The sequence below is a fragment of the Haemophilus parainfluenzae genome, from assembly GCF_014931275.1.
Classification (GTDB): domain Bacteria; phylum Pseudomonadota; class Gammaproteobacteria; order Enterobacterales; family Pasteurellaceae; genus Haemophilus_D.
The window spans coordinates 674,009-700,623 of record NZ_CP063110.1; the positions used below are offsets into that span (position 1 = coordinate 674,009).

Here is a 26,615-nt window from a genome sequence, read left to right on the forward strand (position 1 = left end):
GAAGTTTTGCAAAAAATTCGTCAAATCTAACCGCTTTTAAGCACGTGTTGTTTATTTTACGATGATATCACTGACGAAAGTAGGTAACTGCCATGCGCCACCGGTAAACCATTTATAACAACCGCCTGTCATCCAGTCCGAAGTGCGGATAAAAATTTTTCCATTCCATACCGCGTCTTGCCCATTCCAACAATCACCGAATGCATGACCTTTGTAAGAACCTCTTACAAACGCATAACCTTGTTTTTCATCATAGCCTGCTTCGTTGTACTGCTCCGCTAAGACTTGTTCTACTTTGCTCAGTTTGTCATCGAGTACAGCATAGTAGTTGGTGCTTTGATAAGCGCCTTTAAAACAAAGCGCTTCAGCTAATACCTTATTCTGAGTTAACGGATAAATCATTATATTTTGGCTTTCTAGGTCTCCATCATAGCAGCCATCGTGAGCTTTACGTAACAGTGCTAGCACATGATTAAATTGTTTTTCACCGTGTTTTAATTCTATTGTTTTGCGGTTGTTCACGCTAACAGCATCAATTTTGGGTTTAACTTTTGGCGCTAATACAGCATGTTTTTCTTGACCTTGGCGAATGAGTGCGGAAGGGGTATTTAATCGTTGTTGGAATTCATCCATTTTGAGCATGGCTGCTGCTGCGCCTTTGTCTGACACTTTAAGCGTGGTTTTCCCATAGGTGAGACGAATTTCGCTCTCTTTTTTCAATCCGCTAAGTAATGCCTTGGTTTGCTCTTCAGTCAGCTTATCTGGCTCGTCGTCAGAAATATGCTTGACTTTGCCTAATGATTTACCGTTTAACCAAATTTCAATGTCTTGACCGACTTGAACATCACGGTCGGCTTCACCGAATGGTAAAATAGTGAGTTTCCCTTCGACAGTAGCATTTTCACCTGCCGCGCGAGTAAATAAAATAGAAACTGGATCGTCTCCTTTCTCTTGATAACCTGCCATACGACAAGTGCCCGTGTTATCACATACTAAATCCCAATCTTGGTAGTTTCCAATACCTTTGATTGATGTTGAAGCTGCCATTGCAGTAAATGGTAATAATGAGAGAAGAATAACTTTTTTCATGTTATCAATTCCTAAAAGAAGATTTGCAAAAATAGAAGAAATCTGCCCGCTTACAAGTGGGCAGTAATTTTTATTTAACGTTAATCTCGCTCACAAAAATCGGTAATCCGCCCCAAGCTCCGCCCGCAAACCCTTTACAAGAACCTGAGGTATGTTCTTCAGTACGGATAAAGATTTTGCCATTCCAAACAGCTTCTTGCCCAGACCAACAATTACCGATACCACTCCCTTTAAATGAGCCATTTACCGTTAAGACGTGAGTGTTTTTATCATAATCAGCATAGTTATACTTATTTGCCAGCACTTGCTCAACCTTGCTTAATTTTTCGTCTAATACGGCATAGTAATAAGTGGATTGATAAGAGCCTGCCAAACAAATCGCTTCAGCTAGCACTTTACCTTTCGTTAGCGGGTAAAGTGTAATTTGTTTATTCCATACATCATCTTTATGAAGTTCATAACAGTAATTTTCTGCATCTTCATTCGTCCCATTACTTTTACGTAATAATGCTAATACCGCATCAAACTGTTTTTCACCGCGTTTTAATTCCGTGGTTTGGCGGTTATTCACACTTACTGCCTCAATTTTTGGTGCAGCCTGTGGAGCCAATACCGCATGTTTTTCTTGACCTTGACGAATGAGTGCGGAAGGCGTATTTAAACGTTGTTGAAACTCATCCATTTTGAGCATCGCGGCAGCTGCACCTTTATCAGAGACTTTTTCCTTAAACTCACCAAAAATCACTTCAATACTTGCGTTTCCTTTTAGTGCAGTGAGTAATTCTGTTGTTTGTTTTTCACTTAATTTTGCAATTCCCTCTTCTGAGAAATTTTGGATCGTACCGAGTGATTGACCATTTAAGATAATTTCAGCCGTTTTATTACCCAGTTCATCGGGTAATAATGCCAATTGCGCCGTCACAGGTGTTTGCTCCCCCGCACTTCGGGTAAATAAAATCGAAACAGGATGTTCGGAACCATCTCCTTCTTGATAGCCCGCCATATTGCAAGTGCCGGTATTATCACAAATCAAATCCCAGTCTTGATAATTCTTTTCAAACCCTTTTAACGATGGCGCAGCCATTGCAGTGAGTGGTAATAGTGAGAGAAGAATAACTTTTTTCATGTTATAAATTCCTAAAAGAAGATTTGCAAAAAATTCGTCAAATCTAACCGCTTGCATTAAGCGTTGTTTGTTTATTTAACGATGATGTTACTAACAAAAATCGGTAACTGCCACGTACCTCCGGGAAGCCCTTTACAAGCGCCTGTCATCCAGTGTGAAGTGCGGATAAAAATTTTGCCATTCCATACTGCGTCTTGCCCAGCCCAACAATCACCTAATGCCCGACCTTTGTAAGAACCTCTTACAAACGCATAACCTTGTTTTTCATCATAGCCTGCTTCGTTGTACTGCTCCGCTAAGACTTGTTCTACTTTGCTCAGTTTGTCATCGAGTACAGCATAGTAGTTGGTGCTTTGATAAGCGCCTTTAAAACAAAGCGCTTCAGCTAATACCTTATTATGCGTTAACGGATAAATCGTTATATCTTGGCTTTCTAAGTCTTCATCAACGCAGCCATCGTGAGCTTTACGTAATAGTGCGAGCACGTTATCGTATTGTTTTTCACCGAGTTTTAATTCAGTTGTTTTGCGGTTTTTCACGCTAACAGCATCAATTTGGGGTTCAACTTTTGGCGCTAATACAGCATGTTTTTCTTGACCTTGACGAATAAGTGCTGAAGGCGTATTTAACCGCTGTTGGAATTCATCCATTTTGAGCATGGCTGCCGCTGCGCCTTTGTCTGATACTTTAAGCGTAGTTTTCCCATAGGTGAGACGAATTTCGCTCTCTTTTTTCAATCCGCTAAGTAATGCCTTAGTTTGCTCTTCAGTCAGCTTATCTGGCGCGTCGTCAGAAATATGCTTGACTGTGCCTAATGATTTGCCATTTAACCAAATTTCAATATCTTGACCGACTTGAACATCACGGTCGGCTTCTCCGAATGGTACAATAGTGAGTTTCCCTTCGACAGCAGCATTTTCGCCTGCTGCACGAGTAAATAAAATAGAGACTGGGTCACTACTTTCATCCTGATAACCCGCCATACGACAAGTGCCCGTGTTATCACATACTAAATCCCAATCTTGGTAGTTTCCAATACCTTTGATTGAAGTGGCCATTGCAGCTACTGGCAATAAAGTTAATAACAATACTTTTTTCATCTTGAAGTTCCCTTTTTGATGGGCGTATTACAATAATGCTGCCGCCGTTTTATCCAAATACCATTCCGTCACCCCATTTTTTGCTTTAATTTTGGCAGCAGGGTAAGGCAGGTTTTCTGCTGGCGTTGTTTGGATTTCTTTTAAAATATCCGCTTTGCTTTCGCCAGTGACTAAATAGGTAATGCGTTTGGCTTGTTCAATGAGTTTGGCTGTTTTAGAAATGCGGATTTGACCGCTTTCAGGGTGTTTTGCAATGACCGCAAGGTTTTCATCATCAAAATTGGTTTGATGTGGGAAGAGAGATGCGGTATGACCATCAGTTCCCATGCCTAAAATGATCCAATCAAAAATGCCGTTTGGAATGACCGCAGTTAATTCTTCTTCGAAGCGTTTTAGTTCAAAGTGCGGTTCATTTTCGCCACGAATTCTGTGGATGTTTTCCGTTGGAATTTGAATATGATCGAATAAGCGTTTTTGCACTTCACCATAGTTGCTTTCTGAATCGGTTGGTGGAACCATACGATCATCACCCCACCAAAAATGCAGGTTTTTCCAGTTAATTTGTTCTGCATAAGGCGCTTTGGCTAAGGTTTTAAATAACAATTTAGGCGTTGAACCACCGGAAAGGGAAATGTGTACAGGATGATTTAATTGGCTATAAATCACAAATTCTTGGGCGATCTTTTCAACAGCGTGTTGAGCCGTTGGGAAGGTGATGGTGTTCATGTTTGCTTCTCTTTATATTGGATATAAGCCTTCTTCCGCTTGTAGGGAAGAAGGCTTGCGATTAATGATTAAACCTTTTTCTTCATTTTGCCACTTGGTTTACGCCATACGCGACCACTTTTCGCGATAAGTTTTTCCGCCGCAACAGGTCCCCAAGTACCTGCTTCATATTCATGAACTCGGCCGCCTGCTTCTTTGTAGTCTAAAATTGGTTGAACGAATTTCCATGCAGCATGAACGGCATCAGTACGAGCGAAGAGTGTTGCATCACCTTTCATCGCATCGAGCAATAAGCGCTCATAAGCCGTCAGGACTTGGTCATCGGCTAAATCAGCATAACGGAAATCCATTGACACTTCTTTTGCTTCAAAGCCTGCCCCTGGTTTTTTCAAGCCGAAACGCATTGAAATCGCTTCATCGGGTTGAATACGAATGATCAATTTATTTTCTGGTGCATTTTGACTGAATACAGGGTGCGGAGTAGTTTTGAAATGAATAACAATTTCAGTCACACGTGCCGGCAAGCGCTTACCTGTTCGTACATAGAAAGGTACACCCGCCCAACGCCAGTTTTCGATTTCACAACGTAAGGCCATAAAGGTTTCTGTGCGAGAGTTAGCAGGCACACCTTTTTCTTGTAAATAGCCTTTGACTTCTTTGCCATCAATTTCTGCTGCAGTGTATTGACCAAGCACTAAATTATGCTCAACGTCATCTTGCGTTAATGGACGTAAAGAATGCATGACTTTGGCTACTTCATCACGCATCGAGTTTGCATTAATGATAGCAGGTGGTTCCATGGCAACCATGGCTAGAACTTGTAGTAAGTGGTTTTGGAACATGTCACGCATTGCACCGGAACCATCATAATAGCCACCACGTTCTTCTACACCAATGGCTTCGGCTCCCGTAATTTCGACATAATCAATGTAATTACGGTTCCAAAGCGGTTCGAATAAACCATTTGAAAAGCGTAAAACAAGTAAGTTTTGTACGGTTTCTTTACCAAGATAATGGTCGATACGATAGATTTGATGTTCTTCAAAGAAACGATGAATTTGGACGTCGAGTTCTTGTGCTGTTTTTTCATCGTAACCAAAAGGTTTTTCGACAATAATCCGTTTCCAACCGTCTTCTTCTGTGTTTAAACCATGAGCTGCAAGACATTCTGGAATCACACCATATAAACTTGGTGGCGTAGACATATAGTAAAGGGTGTTGCCATTCGTTTGATATTTAGTATGTAATTCTTCTAAACGTGGGACTAATTTTCCGTAATCGGCCGCATCAGATGTGTTTACCGCTTGGTAATAGAGATGGCTACAAAAAGCGTCTAGCGTTTCGGGTGTGGTTTCTTCTGTTTCAAGTAACGCTTCACGCATTTTTTCACGGAAAGTCTCATCGTTTAATTCTGAACGAGCGACACCTAATACAGAAAATTTGTTTAAACGACCAAATTTGAAAAGATTATAAAGTGCTGGAATGAGTTTGCGGTGAGTCAAATCACCGGAAGCACCAAAAATCACGATACAGTTATTATTAGTTTGCATATTATTCCTTATTGTTCCGAGTAGTATTTTTAAATAATGCAATATATTACTGCACTTTACCAATCGAACCAATCAATTAAATTGAAAGATAGATGCCCAATTTTGTGTATTATCTGACACCATCACAAAGTTTGGATTAATTAAACTTTCACGCTGGTTATAGGTGAGTGGCTGAAAGTGTGGATCGAAAATTCCCCCATTGATTTCAGCTAATAAGATTTCAGCGCCCGCGGTGTCCCATTCGCCGGTTTTGCCGAGTCGAATATAGCAATCAACCACTCCTTCTGCGACTAAACCGCTTTTCAAACTACTTGAACCTACGACCGTAAATTTGCATGCCAAATTCTTCGCCAAAATTGACCGCACTTTTTCTTGTGAGGTGGTGGCACCTACGGCGATTTTTAACGGCTTCGTGAGATCGATTTTTTGTGGTTGTAAGGCTTTTATCTCTTTGTCACTCTGTTTGAATGCCCCAAAACCTTTCATGGCGTAATAGGTGATATTCAAAATAGGGAAGTGAATGACCCCCAGTACAGGTTGATGATTTTGTACGAGTGTAATCAAAACGGAAAATTGATCCGTGCGATCAATAAATTGCTGTGTGCCATCAAGGGGATCGATCAACCAATAGGTTTGCCAAGTTTGGCGTTGTTCAAAGGGGATATTGCAGTTTTCCTCAGAAAGAACAGGAATGTCGGGGAAAAGTGCGGTCAGTTTTTCGATTAAAAACTGGCTGACAAATAAATCCGCCTCTGTGACAGGTGTGTTATCCGATTTAGTTTGTATTGCCACATCCTGTTGGTAAAAACGAGCCAAATGTTTTCCCGCTTCATTAGCAAGCGTGAGGACTTGATCGAGAAGAGATTGAGATAATTGCATATTTATTCTCTACTTTGATTTCGGTAATAACAAGGAGAGGAAAATTGTCGTATAGATTGCCATGATGGAAGATCCGCCTAAGATGAAGGATATACGGTCAGTGAGGTATTTTGTATTTGGTGCGATCACGACATTACCGATACTCCAATAACAAAAAATAATGATAAATGAAAAAAGGAGAATCTTCTTCCAGTGATGGCGTAGATAGCCTCTGCATTTGGCAACGTAAGCATTGATTATCGCCGGAACAGTGAGAGGCCAAAATGTCAGAAAGAAACCAAATAACGCAGAGTCGAAATAACCTTCTCTGTAGTCGTCTAGGTCGAAAAGGACATAAGCGATAACACTGCCTATCAGCTGCGTAACTAGTGGGAAGATAATAATCGCTTTCAAATAAGGGGATTGAGTTGACACCTTAAGCTCCTAGAAAAATAGGCTATCCGAGGACAGCCTATTTTCATCCATTATTTTGATTTCTTCGCACGCAATACACGAGAAACGAAAATAAAGACACCGAAGATAAACACGGCAAGACCGAGTAATTCGCCTATATTATCCCAGTTTTCTAACGCTAAGGCTAATGGTGCTTCAGATCCGCCAGATGTTACAGATGCCGCAATAATGAAGGCTAAGATAACGCCCATTAAGCTTTCACCGACAATTAAACCTGCCGCGAAAAGTGTACCGAAACGTTCTGCTTTTTTCTCTACTTCAGTATCGTTAGTGCGTTTTGCATAGCGCTTAATATTGCGTGTGAGAAGCCATGTCATCACCGCACCGACCACAACCGGCATATTGATTGATGGTGGAAGGTAAATACCAATACCAACCGCTAATACTGGTAACGCAAAACGACTGTTGCTGGTTTTACGCATAAGCGCATCTACGATGATTAAGACCACACCCAAACCTACACCACTTAAAATGTAAGTCCATTCTAATTGGTTGGTGAAAATACCTTTTGAAATAGTGGTCATAATGGTTGCTTGTGGCGCTGAAAGTGCTTGTGTTGGATCCATGTCTGGACGTGGTAATGCACCCGTGAAACCATAAGCGTGGTATAAAATTTCTAATACCGGCGCAATCACTAATGCACCAACGAAACAACCAATGATTAACGCAACCTGTTGTCTCCAAGGTGTCGCTTCAACTAAAAGACCGGTTTTTAAGTCTTGTAAGTTATCGTTTGAAATAGTTGCTGTGGTTAATACGATAGATGCGGTGAACAAGGTTAATGCGGTTAAGAATTTTTGACCGTCTGCCGTTTCAAATAAGCCACTGCTTTTACCAATGGTCACTAAAACAAGTGAAATCACGATCACGGAAATAATCCCGATGCCTGAAATTGGGCTGGAAGATGAACCAACTAATCCCGCCATATAACCAGATGCTGCTGCAACGAAGAAGCCAATTAACACCGCAAGCAGAGTACAAACCACGACTAATAACACGGCAAGTTCAGCAGAAATTGGTGCGGCTGCAACGAAGTGATATAAGGAAATCACGATTAATACGACAGTCGCCAATAAAATATAAATAATGGTTTTTGGCGATAAGTCGATATCAATACGATTTTCTGATTCAGCTTGTGAACCTTTTAACATACGGAAAGAATGAACCATCCCTTCAATCATTGGTTTGAGAAGGATTAATAATGTCCAAATCGCTGCAATACCGATAGTGCCCACACCAATAAAGCGCACTTTGGTTTTCCATTCAGTCATGGCATAGCTCACGATGGAAGCATCGGTTGGCATATCACCTGTTGCGGTGAAATAAGGTACAGCCACACCCCAAGCGAGGAATGTCCCGAATAACATCGCAAGACCGCCTACGATACCAATTAAGTAGCCCGCACCGACTAATGCAAGAGAGAAGCCCATCGGTAATTGGAAAACGGCTTTGCCGTTAGAGAACCATGCACTAGCGCTGTCAGACATGACACGTAATGCGTTAGTTAAGAACGCAACGGTTCCCGCGAAAATACCGCCATAAGCGATATCTTTTACACCACTGTCACTTTCGTCATTATTACCCGCTTTTAAGATTTCGGCTGCAGCCACACCCTCAGGGTAAGGTAAGTCGCTGTTTACCACCATCGCACGACGTAATGGAATAGTGAATAGTACGCCCAACGTACCGCCAGAGGCACAGATAAGCACAGTTTGCCAGAATGGGAATTCCTGCCAGTAACCCATCATTAATAGACCTGGAAGAACGAAAATAACAGAAGACAGTGTCCCCGCTGATGAAGCTTGGGTTTGCACCATGTTATTTTCTAAGATACTGGAATCCTTGAAGAATTTTAAAATTGCCATAGAAATTACGGCAGCTGGAATGGAGGAGGCGAAAGTCATCCCCACTTTAAGACCCAAATAAACGTTAGATGCAGTGAAGATCACTGTAATTAACGCCCCAAGGAACATTCCTCGGAAGGTCAATTCTTTTAAATTATCATGAGACATAAATTTTCCTATTTATTTTTGATAAATGACTATACATTCTCAAAAAAAGAATAATTATTCAAGTTTTATTTAAAGTTAATCGCTTACAATTAGAATTTATCTAAATTTTTTCGATTTATTTACGTTTTTTTAAATAATCTCGTAAGGTATAAAGTGCGGTTAAGTTTCTTGCCTCATTAAATTCGTCACTTATCAACAGGGCATCAAGTTGAGATAAAGGGTAACGCACGATTTCTAATGGTTCGGGTTCATCCCCTTCCAGTTGATTTGGGTATAGATCTTCACCTAGTAAAACGTGCATTTTATGACCCATGATTTGTGGATTGATCTTCATTGTGCGTAAAAACGTCCATTTTTTTGCCCCAAAGCCAATTTCTTCCTGCAATTCGCGATTCGCACTTTGTTCGGGCGTTTCTCCCGTATCCATGCCACCTTTTACAAAGCCTAACTCATATTGTTCTGTTCCAACGGCATATTCGCGAACCAGGAGGAGCTCCTCTCCATCAATTGCAATCACCATGACGGAATCGCGATTAAAAGGGCGGAAACGTTCATAAGTGCGGTCAATGCCATTAGAGAATTTGAGATCGACAGCTTGAATTTCAAACAAGCGGGATTTTGCCACCGTGGAAAGGGAGAGAATGTGTGGAAGTTGTTTTTTCATGATATTAGCCCTATTATCTTGTTATTGGCTCATCATACGCAAAGTGAGAGAAATAGGAAGAGTTATGACTGAAAATAACGAAGTACGATTAGATAAATGGCTTTGGGCGGCGCGTTTTTATAAAACCCGTAGCATTGCAAAAGCGATGATTGAAGGGGGCAAAGTCCATTACAACGGTCAACGAGCTAAAGTAAGCAAAAATGTAGAAGTCGGCGCTATGATTAAGCTTCGTCAAGGTAGCGATGAAAAAGAAATTGAAGTGATTGCGTTGAGTGACCAACGCCGTGGCGCCCCTGAAGCCCAACTGCTTTACCGAGAAACGACTCAGAGTGTGAAAAAACGCGAAGAAATGGCATGGGCAAGAAAAAATAATGCACTTTCGATGCCACATCCTGATCGTCGTCCAAACAAAAAAGAACGTCGAGATTTATTGAAATTTAAACACCAAGATGAGTTCTAGAAAATAAAAGTGCAGTCAATTTTGACCGCACTTTGCGTATTAATGATTTTTATGACTTGTACTGTATAAGATTTTATCGGTATAAGCCATGGCAATCGCTGAAATCAAGAAAGAAAAATGAATAATCACTTCCCACATAATCGTTTTTTCAGGAATTTTTGAGGCATTCACAAAGGTTTGCAATAAGTGAATAGACGAAATACTGATAATTGACATGGAAAGTTTAACTTTCAGTACAGTCGCATTCACATGGCTCATCCATTCAGGTTGATCAGGGTGGTTTTTCGTGCGCAGTTTTGAAACAAAAATCTCATAACCGCCTAATGTTACCATTACTAATAAGTTAGCAATCATTACCACATCAATGAGATTGAGTACGGCGAGCATAATGGTGTCCGCATCCATTTCATTAACATTGGTGATGAGATACCACAAGTTTTTCATAAACTTGTAGGCATAGATGCCTTGTACAACAATTAAACCTAAATAAATAGGCACTTGTAACCAACGACTTGCAAAAATCGTTTTGCTTAGAAAGTTAGTCTGTTCATTATATTTTGCACATGGATCCGAGATTTCTTTTTGTTCCGTTGCCATAAAATTCCTCATAAATAAAAATTCAAATAAAAAAGCGGCAAGAAAATAGCCGCTTTTAAAGAAAAATTCAACCGGTGTTTTTTATTTTACCTCATTCTCGGTAGTGATAAGGGATAGGCGCGTTAAATCCACGTCATTATTGAGTAATTCAACGTTTGGCATGCTCTTGTTAGCTTTCGCTGACAAGTCTTTAAAGCGTTCCACTTTCCCCACTAAACCTTGTTGTCCCACAAGGGCGGTGACGGTGCTGTTGTATTGATTGCTCACAGTAGAAAGGGTATTGCCCAGTTTGTTTAAACGTTCTGCCACCAAGCAAATCTGGTTGTAAATTTCACCTGCTTTTTCCGCGATTTCTTTGGCTTCGGCGTTGCCTCGTTCGATACGCCATAAATTCGCCACAGTACGTAAAATTGGCATAAGGGTCGTGTGCGAAACCATAATCACATTTTTCTCATAGCCATAATTAAACAGACTTGGGTCTAATTTTAAGGCTTCAATATAAGCAGGTTCCACAGCGATGAACATCAAGACAAAATTAGGACTGCGCATGCCAATTAAATTGCTATAATCCTTGCGGTGCAAGTCATCAATGTGGTTTTTCAGGGCTTTAATATGCTCCCTTAGTAAACGCTCACGTTCAAATTCATCCTCAGAATTAACCGCACTTTCGTAAGCATTCAATGACATTTTGCTATCGATGATAATATTTTTCTCATCAGGTAAATTGAGCACAAAATCAGGATAGTTTCGACCGCCTTGTTCATCTTTAAAATGGGCCTGCGCACTGTAATGCACGTTTTCAATCAAACCTGCCAACTGAAGTGCGCGTTCAAGTTGCACTTCTCCCCAGTTGCCTAAGGTTTTCTTTTCACCTTTTAAGGCTGAAGTTAAATTATTGGCCTCTTGCGACATATTTAAACCAATTTCCAACACCTTTTTGATTTCCGCTTCTAAGCCTGCATTGCCTTTTACAGATTCGGAATGGATTTCATTGACTCGTTTTTGAAACCCTTCGATTTGTTCCCGGAAAGGCTTCAATAAGGTTTCCAATGCGGTTTGATTGGTCTGATTAAAGGATTGGCTTTTTTCTTCCAAAATGCGGTTGGCCAGATTTTGGAACTCTACGCCTAGCTGTTGTTTGGATTGCTCAATATGCTGTTGCTGTTCGGCAAAATGCTTTTCTTTTTCGGAAAGGGTGGTTTTGAGCTCCGTTAATTCTTGTGAAAGTGCGGTCAATTTTTCCTGTGTTTTTTGCTGCTCTTGTTCTTTTCGTAGTACATTTTCTTGCGCTTGTTGTAATTGACCTTGCAAGCTTTCGGCTTGTGCGGATGCGATCCCAAAGCGTTCTTTTAATGCGGTGATTTGCCCGCCAATTTGATCGTGGCGGAGCTGTTCCTCATCCAATTCTTTTTCTAAATATTGGATTTTTTCATCACGTTCATTAAGACGAGTTTGTAAGCCTTCCGCATGAGTTTGCGCTTTAACGGCTTGTTGTTCTAATTGATTTTTGACTGCACTTAAAGCATCAAAACGCTCTGCTAATTGGTTGTAATCACCGATGGTTTTATTGAGATCTTGTTGTAATTCTTGCGTATCTCGTTTGCTGCGGCTTAATAGAAAAAGCATCACAATGCTAATAAAAACCAGCACGGCAATGATGATTAAATATTGATTAGGCGTGAGTTCTGACATAAATAGGCTCCTGGAAACAGAAAAATTTTATCATATTCCCAGAAACTTTTTAAAAATTAAGATTGTTAATTAGATAAGAAAAGTGCGGTCAAAAATAACCGCACTTTTTTAGGAAGATTAGTAGTTTGAGTTAATCAATACTTCTTCACCGTAGCCACCAAGGGTTGGCATCGGTTGGTAAGTTGAGTTTGCTGCACGCATTAAGCGGATGCCGCGAATACCTGCTTCTTTTGCGGCTAGGATATCGTCATCGCTGTCACCATAGTGAATACTCACTTTGTGCTCAATAATACCCGGTGTTTTGTTATATTTAGTTGGAAGTTTGCGACCGCCCATGAATTCTACAGGGTGCATATCTTTAATATTAAAGGCTTTTTGTAGCACAGGTGTCACTCCATCTTTATCGCCAGCTGTACGACCAGTAATAAAATAAATTTGGTCACCACGTGCTTGGTGCATATTAATTAAATCCACCGCAATTTGTTTTGGAATGGAATATTGGTCACAACCTGCATTCACTTCATTCCAGAAATCTTGATTTTTTAAGTAATCATTTTTACCTGGTGAGTATTTTTCTTGGCCGTGGTAGAAACAAGGGCTACTGAAAAGTACAGTATCATCAATGTCGAAGCTCACATTAATTGGTGCTTTGCCTTCTAATTCTTTTTTCAACTGCTCAACAGAGATCCAGTGAATCGGTTTTTGCTCTGTCATTTCACGAGCATTCGTACCTTGTTCAGTGTAAGGTTCTTTGTTTGATGCAAAAGTAGAGGCTGCGCTTGCCGCTAAAATTGCAATGGCAGAAAGTTTAAGTAAATTTTTCATGTTTTCCTCATTAAGTAGTTTGTTTTATTTGTAACAAATCATATTCCTTTAAAATAAAGGTGTGAAATAATAGCAATCGTTTGCTATTTAAAAAAGTGATCTTTGTCACATTTTTTTAAACTGATTGTCTAATAAAGCATCAAAGAAAAATTTTCCCTTGAATTTGGTGGAATCGATCGCCATATAACGAGTAACTTTTCTTAAAAGAAGGATTAAAAGAATGACAACAATTGTAAGCGTACGTCGTAATGGCCAAGTGGTTGTTGGGGGCGATGGACAGGTTTCATTAGGCAACACCGTCATGAAAGGGAATGCCCGTAAAGTACGCCGTTTATATAATGGCAAAGTTTTAGCCGGTTTCGCAGGTGGTACAGCCGATGCGTTCACCTTATTTGAATTATTTGAGCGTAAATTAGAAATGCATCAAGGGCATTTGTTAAAAGCCGCCGTGGAATTAGCCAAAGATTGGCGAACCGATCGTGCGTTACGCAAGTTAGAAGCGATGCTGATTGTGGCGGATGAAAAAGAAAGTTTAATCATTACCGGTATTGGTGATGTTGTTCAACCAGAAGCTGATCAGATTTTAGCCATTGGTTCAGGCGGTAATTATGCATTATCGGCAGCCCGTGCGTTGGTAGAAAATACCGATTTATCAGCTCGTGAAATTGTAGAAAAATCTTTAAAAATTGCGGGTGATATTTGCGTGTTCACCAATACGAATTTCACTATCGAAGAATTACCGAATAAATAAGGAAGAATTATGTCTGAAATGACCCCTCGTGAAATTGTTTCCGAATTAGATCAACATATTATCGGTCAAAAAGAGGCGAAAAGAGCGGTGGCGATCGCGTTGCGTAACCGTTGGAGAAGAATGCAGTTGCAAGAGCCACTTCGTCATGAAGTGACCCCTAAAAATATTTTAATGATTGGGCCAACGGGTGTGGGTAAAACCGAGATTGCCCGTCGTCTTGCAAAATTAGCCAATGCACCTTTCATTAAAGTGGAAGCGACGAAGTTCACCGAAGTGGGCTATGTGGGGAAAGAAGTGGACTCCATTATCCGTGATTTAACGGACAGTGCGATGAAATTGGTTCGCCAACAAGAAATTGCGAAAAATCGTGCGAAAGCAGAAGATGCGGCTGAAGATCGTATTTTAGATGCGTTGCTACCACCACCAAAAAATCAATGGGGTGAAGTGGAAAACCACGATACCAACAGCAGCACTCGTCAAGCGTTCCGTAAAAAATTACGTGAAGGGCAGTTAGATGATAAAGAAATTGAAATTGATGTGTCGGCGGGCGTGTCAATGGGTGTGGAAATCATGGCACCTCCAGGCATGGAAGAAATGACCAATCAGTTGCAATCCATGTTCCAAAGTTTAGGTTCGGATAAAACTAAAAAACGCAAAATGAAAATTAAGGATGCATTAAAAACCTTAATTGATGATGAAGCGGCCAAATTGATCAATCCAGAGGAATTGAAACAAAAAGCTATCGATGCAGTTGAGCAAAACGGTATCGTGTTTATTGATGAGATCGATAAGATCTGTAAAAAAGGCGAATACAGTGGTGCAGATGTATCACGTGAAGGTGTGCAACGTGACTTATTACCATTAGTGGAAGGTTCTACCGTTAATACTAAACACGGGATGGTGAAAACCGATCATATTCTCTTTATTGCATCGGGTGCATTCCAAGTGGCGCGTCCATCAGATTTAATCCCTGAATTGCAAGGTCGTTTGCCGATTCGTGTTGAATTGTCTGCATTAACGGCAGAAGACTTTGAGCGTATTCTAACTGAGCCAAATGCGTCTTTAACAGAGCAATATAAAGCGCTTATGGCGACAGAAGGCGTGAGCATTGAGTTTACACAAGATGCAATCAAGAAAATTGCCGAAGCCGCTTTCCGTGTGAATGAGAAAACGGAGAATATCGGTGCAAGACGTTTACATACTGTTATGGAACGTTTAATGGATAAAATCTCATTTGATGCGAGCGAAATGGACGGTCAAACCGTGAATATCGATGCCGCTTATGTGATTGATGCATTAGGCGAAGTGATTGAGAATGAAGATTTAAGCCGATTTATTCTGTAATGAAAGTTTAGATAAAGAAAAAAGTGCGGTTATTTTTAACCGCACTTTTTTTGTCTCTAGTTTTATCTCTAGATTAAGATTAGTGACCGCCACAACCACAGCTGCCATGACCGTGTCCGTGATCATGATCGTGTTTATGACCACCGCCACAGCAACCACCGTGTCCATGATCGTGATCATGGTGGTGATGACCGTGACCGCCACAACCGCAGCCGTGACCACCTTCATCATCGTGATGATGGTGATGATCGTGTTCACCATGCACGTGACCGTGAGCAATTTCTTCTAATGTTGCTTCACGAGTACCAACAACTTCAACAGTGAAGTGTAATTCTTGACCTGCTAACATGTGGTTACCATCAACCACCACTTCATCGCCGTCCACTTCAGTGATCACAACAGGAACAGGGCCGATATCTGTATCTGCTAAGAAACGCATACCAACCACCACTTCATCAACGCCTTGGAATACATCTTTTGGTACACGTTGAACCATGTTTTCATTGTATTCGCCGTAGCCTTCTTCTGGTTGAACACGTACTTCAAATTTGTCGCCAACTTCTTTACCTTCTAAGGCATTTTCAAGACCAATGATTAAGTTATTGTGGCCTTGTAAATATTCTAATGGTTGATTTGCTGGTGCTTCATCAACTAATACACCGTCTTGAGTACGTACTTGGTAAGCGATACTCACAACCGTATTTTTTGCTACTTTCATATTGTTTTCCTTATTAAAAAAATCGTCGTTCATTGTATAGAAAATTATTCTTTAAGCAATGTAATTCGCGCATTCACACTGACTTTAATTTTCTCTTTGCCACTTTGAGTGTAAGTTTCATCTTTCCCACTCGAGTATAAACTTTTAGAGCTTAGTTCGGCTGCAGCATAAGGGCGGAAATCAGCGACTGAATCATTAGCTGAGGAAATTTCAAGGTTCTGTATGCGATAACCTTTCACCTGCAAGGATTCTTGAACTAAGAGTGCTTTATCTTTAAGTTTTGCTAAAGCTTCTTTGGTTAATTCATTTTCTAAACTACTTAATTTTTCACGAGAAACAGAGGCATTGACCTGAGCAATGGCCAATACGCCATCTAGTTCATTTACTAATGTTGATAATGCTTGAGAGTCTTTACTTTCTAAGGTTAATCCTGCATGCGCAATCCAACCTTGCTGTTTGCCTTTATTATCGTAACGAACCATAGTATTACGAGAATTATCAGTAATTTCGACCGAGCTCTGTGCTTTCGCTAATTCAATGGCTTTATTCATTTTTTCTGCCATGGTTTTATTGAGCGCGGATAAATCATTGCCTTCCGCTTGGTAAAAAAGGGAGACTTGCAATAAATCACGTTCTACTGCTTTTTCTGCTTCAACAGTAAAGGTTACATCAGCTGGATAATTCGGTACGGGTTCTTCTGCAAAAGAAGCGATAGGTAAGGCAAGTAATGCAAGAGAAAGTGCTTTGAGTTTCATTTTTTCATTCCTATTTTGGTAAGATAAAAATTAAGGGCGATTAATTCCCCCCACATTATTAATGTAAACGTTCGTTGTCGTCTTCGACATCTTCATCGTCAAAAAATTCGCCGTCATCGCCGTATTCATCATCTTCCGCATTTGGATCTTCAAAATACGTGCCCCAGCCATCATAAATACCTTTGTATTTTTCGACTAATGGTAAAATTTCTTTTTGTTGTGCATCGATAATTTCAGGCTTTAATTCCACTTCACTGATGATGTCAAAACAGAAAATGACCTTGCCATTTTCATCTTCAAATTCTTCTGCTTCTGACACTTCATAGCCTGCTTTGAAAGCATCCACGGCAATTTTTTCTAAGGTATCAAAATCATAATGGGCGATGTGATGTTCGATAATATAAAGCGCATCCGGATCGCTGCCGTCATTTAATAAATCCGTAATGATTTCACGGGTTTCTTCTTGAAGTTCATTAAAGTTCGTCATAAGGCATTCCTTTTGTCAGAAAAAGTGCGGTCATTGTAGGGGATAAAGATGAAAATGTCGCTAAAAATTTATGCTCATTTCAGTTTGCCTTGAGGGGGCGGAAAGGTTAAAATTCTGCGCGAATAAATTGTGCTTAACATGCCCAGCTGATCACGCTATTTATTGCAGCGAAAAAAGTTGGGCTTTCTTATTTTAGAACGAAAAAAATGGTCAAACATCTCCCTTATTTCACCTTAAAAACACCGCCAAAAACAACCGCACTTTTAAAGCAAGAATTTGCTGATTTTATTGTTAAAGAAGATCTTGGCTATGAAATGTCAGGGGAAGGCGAATTTGTGGCGGTAAAAATCCGTAAAACGGATTGCAATACATTGTTTGTGGGCGAAAAACTTGCCAAGTTTGCGGGTATTTCTGATCGAAATATGGGGTATGCTGGTTTGAAAGATCGTCATGGTATTACAGAACAATGGTTTTGTTTACAAATGCCAGGTAAGGAAACGCCAGATTTTAGTCAATTTCAATTGGAAAGTGTCGAGATTTTAGACGTCACTCGCCACAATCGTAAAATTCGTACAGGCAGTCTTCAGGGGAATGCTTTTGAGATTTTATTGCGTGGTGCAAAAGAAAGTGACGAATTAAATGAGCGCTTGAATTTTGTAGCGAAATATGGTTTCCCTAACTACTTCACAGAGCAACGTTTTGGTCGAGATGGCCATAATCTGACTCAAGCGATTCGTTGGGCGAAAGGGGAGATTAAGGTCAAAGATCGTAAAAAACGCAGTTTTTACCTTTCAGCGGCTCGCAGTGTAATTTTTAATTTGGTTGTTGCAGAACGAATTGAACAAAATGTGGCAGATCAGGTTCTAAGAGACGATATTGTGCAATTAAACGGATCGCACAGTTGGTTTAAGGCCGATGACAATGAAGATTTAGCGGTTTTACAGCAACGTTTGAACGAACAAGATATTTTGCTCACTGCACCTTTAATTGGCGAAGAAAATTTATCTGCAAGTGCGGTCGAAAATCAAGTGGTTTTAGAACACCAGGTTTTCCAAGAATTAATGAAACAAGAACGAATGAAAGCCGCTCGCCGCCCTTTATTAATGCAGGCAAAAGATTTCCATTGGTCGTTTGTTGAAGAAGGATTGAAGCTCTCATTTTATTTGCCGGCAGGGAGTTATGCCACTGCATTGGTGCGAGAGTTAGTGAATATTAAGGAAGAAGAATAATGCGAATTTTAGTCAGCAATGATGACGGTTTTCACGCCGAAGGGATTCAAGTTTTAGCAAAAGAATTACGAAAAATTGCCGATGTGGTGATTGTTGCGCCCGACCGTAATCGTAGCGCGGCATCAAGCTCATTAACGCTTGTTGAGCCGCTTCGCCCTCGTCATTTAGATTGCGGTGATTACTGCGTGAATGGCACCCCTGCAGATTGCGTGCATTTGGCTTTAAATGGTTTTTTATCTGGCCAAGTGGATCTTGTGGTATCTGGCATTAATGCGGGTTGCAATATGGGGGATGATACGATTTATTCCGGTACCTTGGCCGCAGCATTGGAAGGGCGTCATTTAGGATTGCCAGCCATTGCCGTCTCTTTAGATGGTCGTCTGCATTATGAAACAGCCGCTCGTGTGGTGTGTGATTTAATTCCGAAATTACATCCTCAATTATTGAATAAACGCGAAGTCATCAATATCAATGTGCCAGACTTGCCTTATGAAGAACTTAAAGGCATCAAAGTCTGTCATTTAGGCTATCGCACATCTGCAGCTGAAGTGATTAAACAAGAAGATCCTCGTGGCGAAAATATCTATTGGATTGGTCCGTCAGGCTTGCCGGAATATGATGGTGAAGGCACCGATTTCCATGCAGTAAAAAATGGTTATGTTTCCATTACGCCAATTCAGGCAGATCTTACGGCTCATCAGTCAATTGCTGCTTTACAAGATTGGCTGGAAAGTGAATAATGTGCCATTTTGAAACGAATTTTTCCCCATTGAACACATGAAGGATAAGTGAATGAATATTTTTGGTGCGATGTACGATAAAACGATGCAATGGTCAAAACATCGCTTTGCCGTGTTTTGGTTATCCTTTGTGAGTTTTATTGAGGCCATTTTCTTTCCCATTCCACCCGATGTGATGTTGATTCCAATGTCAATGTCAAAGCCGAAAAGTGCGTTTCGTTTTGCGCTTTATACGGCGGTCGCTTCTGTTGTGGGGGGAATGATTGGTTATGCTATCGGCTATTATGCCTTTGATTGGGTTCAAGGTTATATTCAACAATGGGGTTACCAAGCCGCTTGGGAACAAGCTATGGCATGGTTTAAAGAATGGGGCGTGTTAGTGGTCTTTGTTGCTGGTTTTAGCCCAATTCCTTACAAAGTTTTCACCATTTGCGCGGGCGTGATGCAAATGGCGTTTATCCCCTTTGTGATTACCGCGTTTGTGTCGCGTTTTGCTCGTTTTATTTTAGTGGCAAAACTTGCTGCATGGGGCGGAGAGAAATTCGCCGCGAAATTACGTAAATCCATTGAAGTCATTGGTTGGAGTGTCGTTGCTTTAGCCGTGATTATTTATATTATTTTAAAATAACAGGATGACCTTTTTTATGAATAAATTACTCTTTATTATCTCGAGTGCATTGCTGATTTCAGCTTGTACGGGAGAACCGAAAAAACAAGATCCCGATGCATTGCCAGATGGTATTATGCAACCAGTAGAAGGAACGGGAGCGGTTGCCGGTGGTAGCTTTATGCCGGAAATTGAAAAGAATTCAATGCCAAATCAAATGAAATAAATTTAATTTTAAAGGAAGAATAAATGAAAAAATCGTTTTTATTGCTCCCTGTGAGTATCGCTATTTTAGCGGCTTGTAGTTCAAATAGCCCTGCACCAATCGAAAATGTGGATGGCACACTTTCTCCAGGTGTAATGCAACCTGTTGATAATAACTCTAGCGGTACATGGCAGCCAGAAATCCAACAAAATACCATGCCAAGTACAATGGGCAGCAGCGTGCCAACGGGAACTCAAACACCACAGCCAAGTTTCCAACCAACTTACCAACCGGTACAACAGCCAGCAGCAACTCAACCACAGCCTGCTCCAGCACCGGTTCAACCGCAAACTAAAACGGTAACTAAAACAGTTTCTGATTGTACCAGCTCAGGTGCAATCAACGTGCCGCGTAATCCAAATACCAATGCACCAGATTACAGCCAAATTCAAAAAGGTTCATACAAAGGAAACACCTATAAAGTAAACAAAGGCGATACCATGTTCTTAATCGCTTACTTGACGGGTATGGACGTAAAAGATTTAGCGAGCATGAACAATATGAAAGAGCCTTACAGCTTAAGTGTGGGTCAAACATTAAAAATTTCAAATTGTTCAACCAAAACAATCACTACAACAGTTCCAGTGAAAACTACCGCACCAGCGGCACCTGCTGAGCCAGAAGTGACTTATACACCAGGTGCAAATGGCACACAAATTGGTTCTGATGGTACAGTAATTGGCCCTATTAAATCAGGTGTGGGTAATGGTGAACCTTCAAAACCAGTTTTCACAAACAATACGCCTAGCACACCAGCGACGACGACAACACAAGTAGAAACCACAAACAATACACCAGTTAATGCGAATGTTGTGGCACCAGTTGCGTCGAATATTGCATGGCAATGGCCAACCCAAGGTAACGTGATCCAAGGTTTCTCTAATACCGATGGTGGTAACAAAGGGGTTGATATCAGTGGTTCTCGCGGCCAAGCAGTTAAAGCTGCTGCGAATGGTCGTGTTGTGTATGCGGGTAACGCATTACGTGGCTATGGTAACTTAATTATCATCAAACATAACGATGATTTCTTAAGTGCTTATGCACACAACGACAAGATCCTTGTGAGCGATCAACAAGAAGTGAAAGCGGGTCAAGAGATTGCAAAAATGGGTAGCACAGGAACCAATGCTGTGAAACTTCACTTCGAGATCCGTTATAAAGGTAAATCTGTGGATCCTGTCAGATACTTACCGAGAAGATAATCTTTTCACAGAAAAAGTGCGGTTAAAAATGACCGCACTTTTTGTTATACTCTCACCAATTTTTTCTCAATGCTTAGAATCTAAGGTTAATTCAATGCGTACAAGTCAATATTTATTCTCAACATTAAAAGAAACCCCAGCTGAAGCGGCTATTGTGAGCCATCAATTAATGCTTCGTGCGGGAATGATTCGTCCTCTTGCTTCAGGTCTTTATAACTGGATGCCAACCGGCTGGCGTGTGCTTCGTAAAGTAGAAAAAATCATTCGTGAAGAAATGGATAAAAGTGGCGCACTTGAAATCAAAATGCCAGTAGTGCAACCAGCAGAATTATGGGAAGAATCAGGTCGTTGGGAACAATATGGCCCAGAATTACTACGTTTTGTGGATCGCGGAAACCGTAACTTTGTATTAGGTCCAACACATGAAGAAGTGATTACCGATTTAGTTCGTCGCGAAGTGTCATCATACAAACAACTTCCGATCAATTTATACCAAATTCAAACCAAATTCCGTGATGAAGTGCGTCCTCGTTTCGGTGTAATGCGTTCGCGTGAATTTATCATGAAAGATGCGTATTCTTTCCATGCAGATCATGCTAGCTTGCAACAAACTTATGATGTGATGTACCAAACTTACAGCAATATTTTTAATCGCTTAGGTTTAGATTTCCGTGCAGTACAAGCGGATACCGGTTCTATCGGTGGTAGTGCGTCACATGAATTCCAAGTGCTAGCAAACAGTGGCGAAGATGATGTGATTTTCTCTACTGAATCTGACTACGCTGCAAACATTGAATTAGCGGAAGCGGTGGCAATTGGTGAGCGCGCAGCACCAACGAAAGCCATGGAATTAATTGATACACCAAATGCAAAAACGATTGCTGAGTTGGTGGAACAATTTAATTTGCCAATTGAGAAAACGGTTAAAACCTTAATCGTAAAAGGGGCAAGCGAAGAGCAACCGTTAGTGGCATTAGTCATTCGTGGTGACCATGAATTAAACGAAATTAAAGCGGAAAAATTACCTGAAGTGGCTTCACCATTTGAGTTTGCAGACGAAGCTGTTATCAAAGCCAAAATTGGTGCAGGTGTGGGTTCATTAGGCCCTGTTAATCTCAATATTCCAGTGATTATTGACCGTTCAGTGGTATTAGTGTCTGATTTCAGTGCGGGTGCAAACATTGATGGTAAACATTACTTCAATATCAACTGGGAACGTGATGTAGCGTTACCAAAAGTGGCGGATATTCGTAACGTGGTTGAAGGTGACCCAAGCCCAGATGGTAAAGGTACCTTATTGATTAAACGTGGTATCGAAGTAGGCCACATTTTCCAATTAGGTAAAAAATACTCAGAAGCGATGAATGCGACTGTTCAAGGTGAAGATGGTCGTCCAATGGTCGTAACCATGGGATGTTACGGTATTGGTGTAACGCGTGTGGTCGCTGCGGCGATTGAACAACATTTTGATGATCGCGGTATTGTATGGCCAACAGATGAAATTGCGCCATTCACCGTAGCTGTCGTGCCTATGAATATGCATAAATCTGAAAGCGTTCAAGAATATGCTGAAGAATTGTACCGCACTTTACAGGCTCAAGGTGTAGAAGTGATCTTTGATGATCGCAAAGAACGCCCAGGTGTGATGTTTGCAGATATGGAACTTATCGGCGTGCCACATATGGTGGTGATTGGTGAGAAAAATCTCGCAAATGGCGAAATCGAATACAAAAATCGCCGCACCGGTGAAAAACAAATGATTGCCAAAGATCAGTTGTTAGATTTCTTGAAAGGACAAATTAAAGCTTAATTGAGAGCTAAAGTTCATGGCATAGCTTTAGTTGCTATGCCAAGGATGTATTTAATTTATAATAAACAAAACGGTTGTTGAGTTTGTCTCAGCAACCGTTTTTTGTGGTTAAAATGTTTTACTCATTTCTAAGAATACACGGTTTTTGTCGTAACCATAGAAAGGATGATTACTTTTCACTTTTTGATAAGACCATGTAATCTTAGGCGTAATACCCCAGAAATAGAGATCACGATGCCATAATGTTAACGTTGAAGCATATTCTCTATTTTTCTGACGAATGTTAAAGAAATCAGCCGATTGATAATGACGTTTAGCATATGAAAGTGTCACTCGGCTTGATATTCCCCATGGCCATTCTTGTCCCCAACCAAGGCGTCCACCTACTCGTTGGTAGGCGTTATCTTTGTCTCGAGTATTTTCACGAGAATAATCTACCCCAGCAAACCAATGTTGTCCGCTTTTCGGAACATAGAGTAATGTGTTGGAAAATAAATAATTGTTGCCGTTTAAATGTTTTCGCCAATCATAGCGTTGTTCGCCATATTCCAAAGCAGATGAAATTTGCCAACGAGGATTAAGCCAGTAGCTAATATCAAAACGTACGCCAGAGTTTTTAGAGTATTGTTTGAGTGCATCGCTACCGTTTGAGCCACCACTATACCAACGTTTTTCGGTAAATGGTGTTAAAGCCAATTCTAAATGGGAAGTTTGATAACCTAATCCCCAACCTAAGCGCGTATTTAATTCGTTATATTTTTTGTTATTCCAGTAGTATTTACCATTTCCATCTAAGCCTAATTTAGTGAAAAAGTTATGTGCAAGAGACCATTTTTTCTCAACACCTAATGAATAAGAAAGCCCTTGTGCACTTTCTTTACTCCAAGCTTTCCAGTTACCAATATGAGTACCTGCTTTAGGCGCATTGTTGATATTGCTTTCATTGAGGTAACTTACTCCACCATAAAATTTCCATTGATCGCGTTGATTTAATGCAGATAAATATTGATCAATAACGGCAGTCATTTCTGGCGTCATTTGCTCTGCACGTAATTTTTGGAACTGATCTTTTGCTGCTTCGTTATCATTATTTAAAAAGAGTGCTTGAGCAAGCTGATAACGTAATGGAAGGCTATCAGAATGTTGGGTGAATAGCGTACGATAGCGTTGTGCTGCTTCACTATAATTGCCTTTATGACGCGCATCAATAGCTTCAGCCCAGCTCAATAACACAGGATCCTTTTTAGGGAGTTCTCGATATAAAGGCAATAAAAGCGAAACAGCTTCTTCGTTATTTTGTAACACTGAAGGAATCATCCCACGTACGATTAAATCAGGATGACGAGCTAGCTCTTCTTTAGTCATTGAGACTGAGCCTTCATTATTTGTCTTCGGCTGGATCGCAGGTGCTTGAAGCTTTGGCGATGCAACCTGAATATTTTTGTCTAACGTGTCATTTTTAGATTGTGCCACTTCGGCATTTGCCCACTGAGCACATGTTATGCTTAATACTGTATATAAAAAAGTTTTTGTAAATTTCATTTGTTATCAAAAGAGAAATAAAGCAAGCACTAGGCTTGCTTTATTATGTCAGGATTAAAACCAATTATTGCTTTTGTGCACCGAATGCTGCGGCCCAGCTGTTGTCATTTGCTTGTGCTAAGCCAGCAAGTTCTTTTGCTTGAACACCATAGAATTTACCTTCTACACGTGCTGCAGATGGCAATGAAGATGAGCTTGCTGATCCACTAAAGCTATTACCTGAAATAGAGGCATTAATATTCACAGGTTGAATATTGTTAATTCCTAATGAACCATTTAGTGTCTTGTTGCCAAAATCTACGTTAAATTGTGAACTACCAGTGTAGTAATCTTTATCATCTAATACTGGAATGTCAGTTGTAATATCTGCAGTAATAATAGATTGTCCTACATAAGATGCAGTGCCACTTGTTGGCATGCTGTTAGTAGGGTTTCCATTATAGAATAAATAAGTGTTGTCTCTATCATTTGAACTACCACTCACACCGAAACGAATATCAGAGTAGCGGCCACAGCACACTTCTAGATCTCTACCATTAGCTCTAATTTTTGACCAATTGCCAGCTGAAATTCCTGGAAATCCAATCGTCACATTAGTACCATCAACATTAATATTTGTTGTGTTATAGCCATTAATTGCTGAACGACGAACAGAAGCATTGTGATCATCACCCGAAATTACAAGTGTAGCACCAGTCCCATTACCACTAACCTGCTGAATAGGTTTAACTACATTGTTATTTACAGACGTATTGGATTGATTCTGTTGTCCTTGATTATTCGTTGGTGTAGCTTCGTTATTGTTACTATCACCACCACCGCTGCTACCACATGCAGATAATACTAAAGCTGCTAATACTGTTGTACCAAATTTAAAAATATGATTTAAAGAAGACATACTAATATTCCTTATTTAAAAAGTAGAAGTAAAATACCTTTAAAAAGTATCTCCCCAAGACTATCATTTCAACTTCAGTTTGTCTATAAAGCTAGTTGATTTTATAAGATTAAGTATTTTAATTTGAAAATAAATTACAGTGTTTATATTATACTTTTGTAAGTTTATTATTTATGTCAAAAGAGAAATAAAGCAAGCCCAAGGCTTGCTTTACTATACCTAAAATAACACTAATTATTGTTTTTGAGCACCGAATGCAGCAGCCCAGCTGTTATCATTAGCCTCTGCTAAGCCAGCAAGTTGTTTTGCTTGTTCTCCATAAAATTTACCCTCTACATTCGCTACTGACGATGGTAATAAAGAGGTATTTGCATATCCACTAAAATTGTTACCTGAAATAGATGCATTAATATTTACATATTGAATGTTGTTGATCCCTAATGAACCACTTAATGATTTATTACCAAAATCAACACTAAATTGAGAGTTACCAATATGGTAGTCGTCCTCATCCGATTCAGTGATATCTATTGCAAGGATAGATTGACCAGAATAAGAAGCGCTACCGCTTGTTGGCATATTAAGAGTTGGGTTACCGTTATAGAATAAATAAAATTTGCCATTGTCATCTAAGCTATCGTTAATACCGAAACGAATATCAGAATAACGTCCACAGCATACATCTATACGTCTGTCATTGGCAGTAGTCTTAGCCCACCCCCCCGCTGAAATGTCTGGAAATCCAATTTCTAGATTGATTCCCTCAACATTGATGCTCGTTGTATTATAGCCATTGATTGGTGCACGACGAAAGGAACCATTATCATCAATAAATGCAGTACCTGTTTTCTTATTGGCTTGTTGTTGAACTACATTGTTATTCACAAGAGTATTTGATTGATTTAATTCATGGTTATTTACGGGGGAACTATCTTGATTATCACCGCCACCACCGCTGCTACCACAAGCAGATAATACGAAAGCGGCTAATGCAGTGGCACCAAATTTAAAAACATGATTAAAAGAGAGCATAATAATATTCCTTATTTAAAAAATAGACGAAAATACCCTTAAAATTATCAGAGAGACTATCA

The 26,615-nt window shown here is 40.2% G+C and carries 27 protein-coding genes; 9 read left to right on the forward strand and 18 right to left on the reverse strand.

Going from position 1 to position 26,615, the window contains the following annotated elements; all coding sequences use genetic code 11:
- Positions 1-51: 51 nt before the first annotated feature.
- The 9 genes from INQ00_RS03365 to nudE all read right to left on the reverse strand — a co-directional run bounded on the left by INQ00_RS03365 (position 52) and on the right by nudE (position 9,599).
- Positions 52-1,089 carry a DUF1176 domain-containing protein gene (locus tag INQ00_RS03365; protein ID WP_197547295.1) on the reverse strand — a complete coding sequence of 346 codons (1,038 nt, stop codon included), beginning with the start codon at positions 1,087-1,089 and terminating at the stop codon, positions 52-54.
- A gap of 70 nt (positions 1,090-1,159) precedes the next feature.
- Entirely contained in the window at positions 1,160-2,215 is a 1,056-nt protein-coding gene (locus INQ00_RS03370; protein WP_197547296.1) for a DUF1176 domain-containing protein, read from the reverse strand.
- 71 nt (positions 2,216-2,286) lie between these two features.
- A complete protein-coding gene (locus tag INQ00_RS03375) occupies positions 2,287-3,315 on the reverse strand; it encodes a DUF1176 domain-containing protein (protein ID WP_197547297.1) in 1,029 nt (342 codons plus the stop codon).
- 27 nt (positions 3,316-3,342) lie between these two features.
- Positions 3,343-4,041, reverse strand: coding sequence for a 6-phosphogluconolactonase (pgl, locus tag INQ00_RS03380; protein ID WP_197547298.1), 699 nt, complete (start codon positions 4,039-4,041; stop codon positions 3,343-3,345).
- Between the two features lie 68 nt (positions 4,042-4,109).
- The gene (zwf, locus tag INQ00_RS03385) at positions 4,110-5,591 is read right to left on the reverse strand and encodes a glucose-6-phosphate dehydrogenase (RefSeq protein ID WP_197547299.1); all 1,482 of its coding nucleotides are present in this window, start codon (positions 5,589-5,591) and stop codon (positions 4,110-4,112) included.
- A 72-nt stretch (positions 5,592-5,663) separates the two neighbouring features.
- The gene (gene cysQ / locus INQ00_RS03390; RefSeq protein ID WP_197547300.1) at positions 5,664-6,470 is read right to left on the reverse strand and encodes a 3'(2'),5'-bisphosphate nucleotidase CysQ; all 807 of its coding nucleotides are present in this window, start codon (positions 6,468-6,470) and stop codon (positions 5,664-5,666) included.
- Between the two features lie 9 nt (positions 6,471-6,479).
- Positions 6,480-6,884 (reverse strand): HI_0559 family membrane protein, encoded by a 405-nt coding sequence (locus tag INQ00_RS03395; protein WP_014064591.1) that lies wholly within the window; start codon positions 6,882-6,884, stop codon positions 6,480-6,482.
- A 50-nt stretch (positions 6,885-6,934) separates the two neighbouring features.
- A complete protein-coding gene (locus INQ00_RS03400) occupies positions 6,935-8,935 on the reverse strand; it encodes an OPT family oligopeptide transporter (protein WP_081000799.1) in 2,001 nt (666 codons plus the stop codon).
- 115 nt (positions 8,936-9,050) lie between these two features.
- Entirely contained in the window at positions 9,051-9,599 is a 549-nt protein-coding gene (gene nudE / locus INQ00_RS03405) for an ADP compounds hydrolase NudE (protein WP_197547301.1), read from the reverse strand.
- A 64-nt stretch (positions 9,600-9,663) separates the two neighbouring features.
- Between nudE and hslR the strand changes: the two genes are divergently transcribed.
- Positions 9,664-10,059 carry a ribosome-associated heat shock protein Hsp15 gene (gene hslR, locus INQ00_RS03410; protein WP_197547302.1) on the forward strand — a complete coding sequence of 132 codons (396 nt, stop codon included), beginning with the start codon at positions 9,664-9,666 and terminating at the stop codon, positions 10,057-10,059.
- A 39-nt stretch (positions 10,060-10,098) separates the two neighbouring features.
- Here the strand turns inward: hslR and INQ00_RS03415 are convergent, their stop codons facing one another.
- From INQ00_RS03415 to aphA, 3 genes are all read right to left on the reverse strand, one after another.
- Positions 10,099-10,656 carry a TIGR00645 family protein gene (locus INQ00_RS03415; protein WP_049368085.1) on the reverse strand — a complete coding sequence of 186 codons (558 nt, stop codon included), beginning with the start codon at positions 10,654-10,656 and terminating at the stop codon, positions 10,099-10,101.
- Positions 10,657-10,737: 81 nt separating this feature from the next.
- On the reverse strand, positions 10,738-12,348 hold the full coding sequence (locus tag INQ00_RS03420; protein WP_054418490.1) for a DNA recombination protein RmuC: 1,611 nt from the start codon (positions 12,346-12,348) through the stop codon (positions 10,738-10,740).
- Between the two features lie 117 nt (positions 12,349-12,465).
- The gene (aphA, locus tag INQ00_RS03425) at positions 12,466-13,173 is read right to left on the reverse strand and encodes an acid phosphatase AphA (RefSeq protein ID WP_054418492.1); all 708 of its coding nucleotides are present in this window, start codon (positions 13,171-13,173) and stop codon (positions 12,466-12,468) included.
- A gap of 220 nt (positions 13,174-13,393) precedes the next feature.
- Between aphA and hslV the strand changes: the two genes are divergently transcribed.
- Both hslV and hslU read left to right on the forward strand, forming a co-directional pair.
- Complete coding sequence (gene hslV / locus INQ00_RS03430; RefSeq protein WP_005695137.1) at positions 13,394-13,924, forward strand: ATP-dependent protease subunit HslV; 531 nt, start codon at positions 13,394-13,396, stop codon at positions 13,922-13,924.
- 9 nt (positions 13,925-13,933) lie between these two features.
- On the forward strand, positions 13,934-15,268 hold the full coding sequence (hslU, locus tag INQ00_RS03435) for an ATP-dependent protease ATPase subunit HslU (protein ID WP_049356794.1): 1,335 nt from the start codon (positions 13,934-13,936) through the stop codon (positions 15,266-15,268).
- Between the two features lie 79 nt (positions 15,269-15,347).
- Here the strand turns inward: hslU and slyD are convergent, their stop codons facing one another.
- From slyD to rraB, 3 genes are read right to left on the reverse strand one after another with little or no spacing between them, the layout of a single operon-like run.
- Positions 15,348-15,986, reverse strand: coding sequence for a peptidylprolyl isomerase (slyD, locus tag INQ00_RS03440; RefSeq protein WP_197547303.1), 639 nt, complete (start codon positions 15,984-15,986; stop codon positions 15,348-15,350).
- 44 nt (positions 15,987-16,030) lie between these two features.
- On the reverse strand, positions 16,031-16,741 hold the full coding sequence (locus INQ00_RS03445) for an SIMPL domain-containing protein (protein WP_197547304.1): 711 nt from the start codon (positions 16,739-16,741) through the stop codon (positions 16,031-16,033).
- A 58-nt stretch (positions 16,742-16,799) separates the two neighbouring features.
- Complete coding sequence (rraB, locus tag INQ00_RS03450; protein ID WP_049363970.1) at positions 16,800-17,228, reverse strand: ribonuclease E inhibitor RraB; 429 nt, start codon at positions 17,226-17,228, stop codon at positions 16,800-16,802.
- Between the two features lie 206 nt (positions 17,229-17,434).
- On the opposite strand from rraB, the gene truD reads away from it, so the two are divergent.
- From truD to proS, 6 genes are all read left to right on the forward strand, one after another.
- The gene (gene truD, locus INQ00_RS03455; RefSeq protein WP_197547305.1) at positions 17,435-18,457 is read left to right on the forward strand and encodes a tRNA pseudouridine(13) synthase TruD; all 1,023 of its coding nucleotides are present in this window, start codon (positions 17,435-17,437) and stop codon (positions 18,455-18,457) included.
- On the forward strand, positions 18,457-19,197 hold the full coding sequence (surE, locus tag INQ00_RS03460) for a 5'/3'-nucleotidase SurE (protein WP_197547306.1): 741 nt from the start codon (positions 18,457-18,459) through the stop codon (positions 19,195-19,197). The genes truD and surE overlap by 1 nt, the downstream gene beginning before the upstream one ends.
- Before the next feature lie 52 nt (positions 19,198-19,249).
- On the forward strand, positions 19,250-19,825 hold the full coding sequence (locus tag INQ00_RS03465) for a YqaA family protein (protein WP_014064605.1): 576 nt from the start codon (positions 19,250-19,252) through the stop codon (positions 19,823-19,825).
- Positions 19,826-19,841: 16 nt separating this feature from the next.
- Positions 19,842-20,030 (forward strand): hypothetical protein, encoded by a 189-nt coding sequence (locus INQ00_RS03470; RefSeq protein ID WP_197547307.1) that lies wholly within the window; start codon positions 19,842-19,844, stop codon positions 20,028-20,030.
- Between the two features lie 23 nt (positions 20,031-20,053).
- On the forward strand, positions 20,054-21,271 hold the full coding sequence (gene nlpD, locus INQ00_RS03475) for a murein hydrolase activator NlpD (RefSeq protein ID WP_197547308.1): 1,218 nt from the start codon (positions 20,054-20,056) through the stop codon (positions 21,269-21,271).
- A gap of 94 nt (positions 21,272-21,365) precedes the next feature.
- Positions 21,366-23,081, forward strand: coding sequence for a proline--tRNA ligase (proS, locus tag INQ00_RS03480; protein WP_197547309.1), 1,716 nt, complete (start codon positions 21,366-21,368; stop codon positions 23,079-23,081).
- A gap of 108 nt (positions 23,082-23,189) precedes the next feature.
- Here proS and INQ00_RS03485 read toward each other — a convergent pair whose 3' ends face one another.
- From INQ00_RS03485 to INQ00_RS03495, 3 genes are all read right to left on the reverse strand, one after another.
- A complete protein-coding gene (locus tag INQ00_RS03485) occupies positions 23,190-24,623 on the reverse strand; it encodes a surface lipoprotein assembly modifier (RefSeq protein ID WP_197547310.1) in 1,434 nt (477 codons plus the stop codon).
- A gap of 64 nt (positions 24,624-24,687) precedes the next feature.
- The gene (locus INQ00_RS03490; RefSeq protein ID WP_197547311.1) at positions 24,688-25,521 is read right to left on the reverse strand and encodes a Slam-dependent surface lipoprotein; all 834 of its coding nucleotides are present in this window, start codon (positions 25,519-25,521) and stop codon (positions 24,688-24,690) included.
- 234 nt (positions 25,522-25,755) lie between these two features.
- The gene (locus INQ00_RS03495; RefSeq protein ID WP_197547312.1) at positions 25,756-26,553 is read right to left on the reverse strand and encodes a Slam-dependent surface lipoprotein; all 798 of its coding nucleotides are present in this window, start codon (positions 26,551-26,553) and stop codon (positions 25,756-25,758) included.
- Positions 26,554-26,615: the final 62 nt, after the last annotated feature.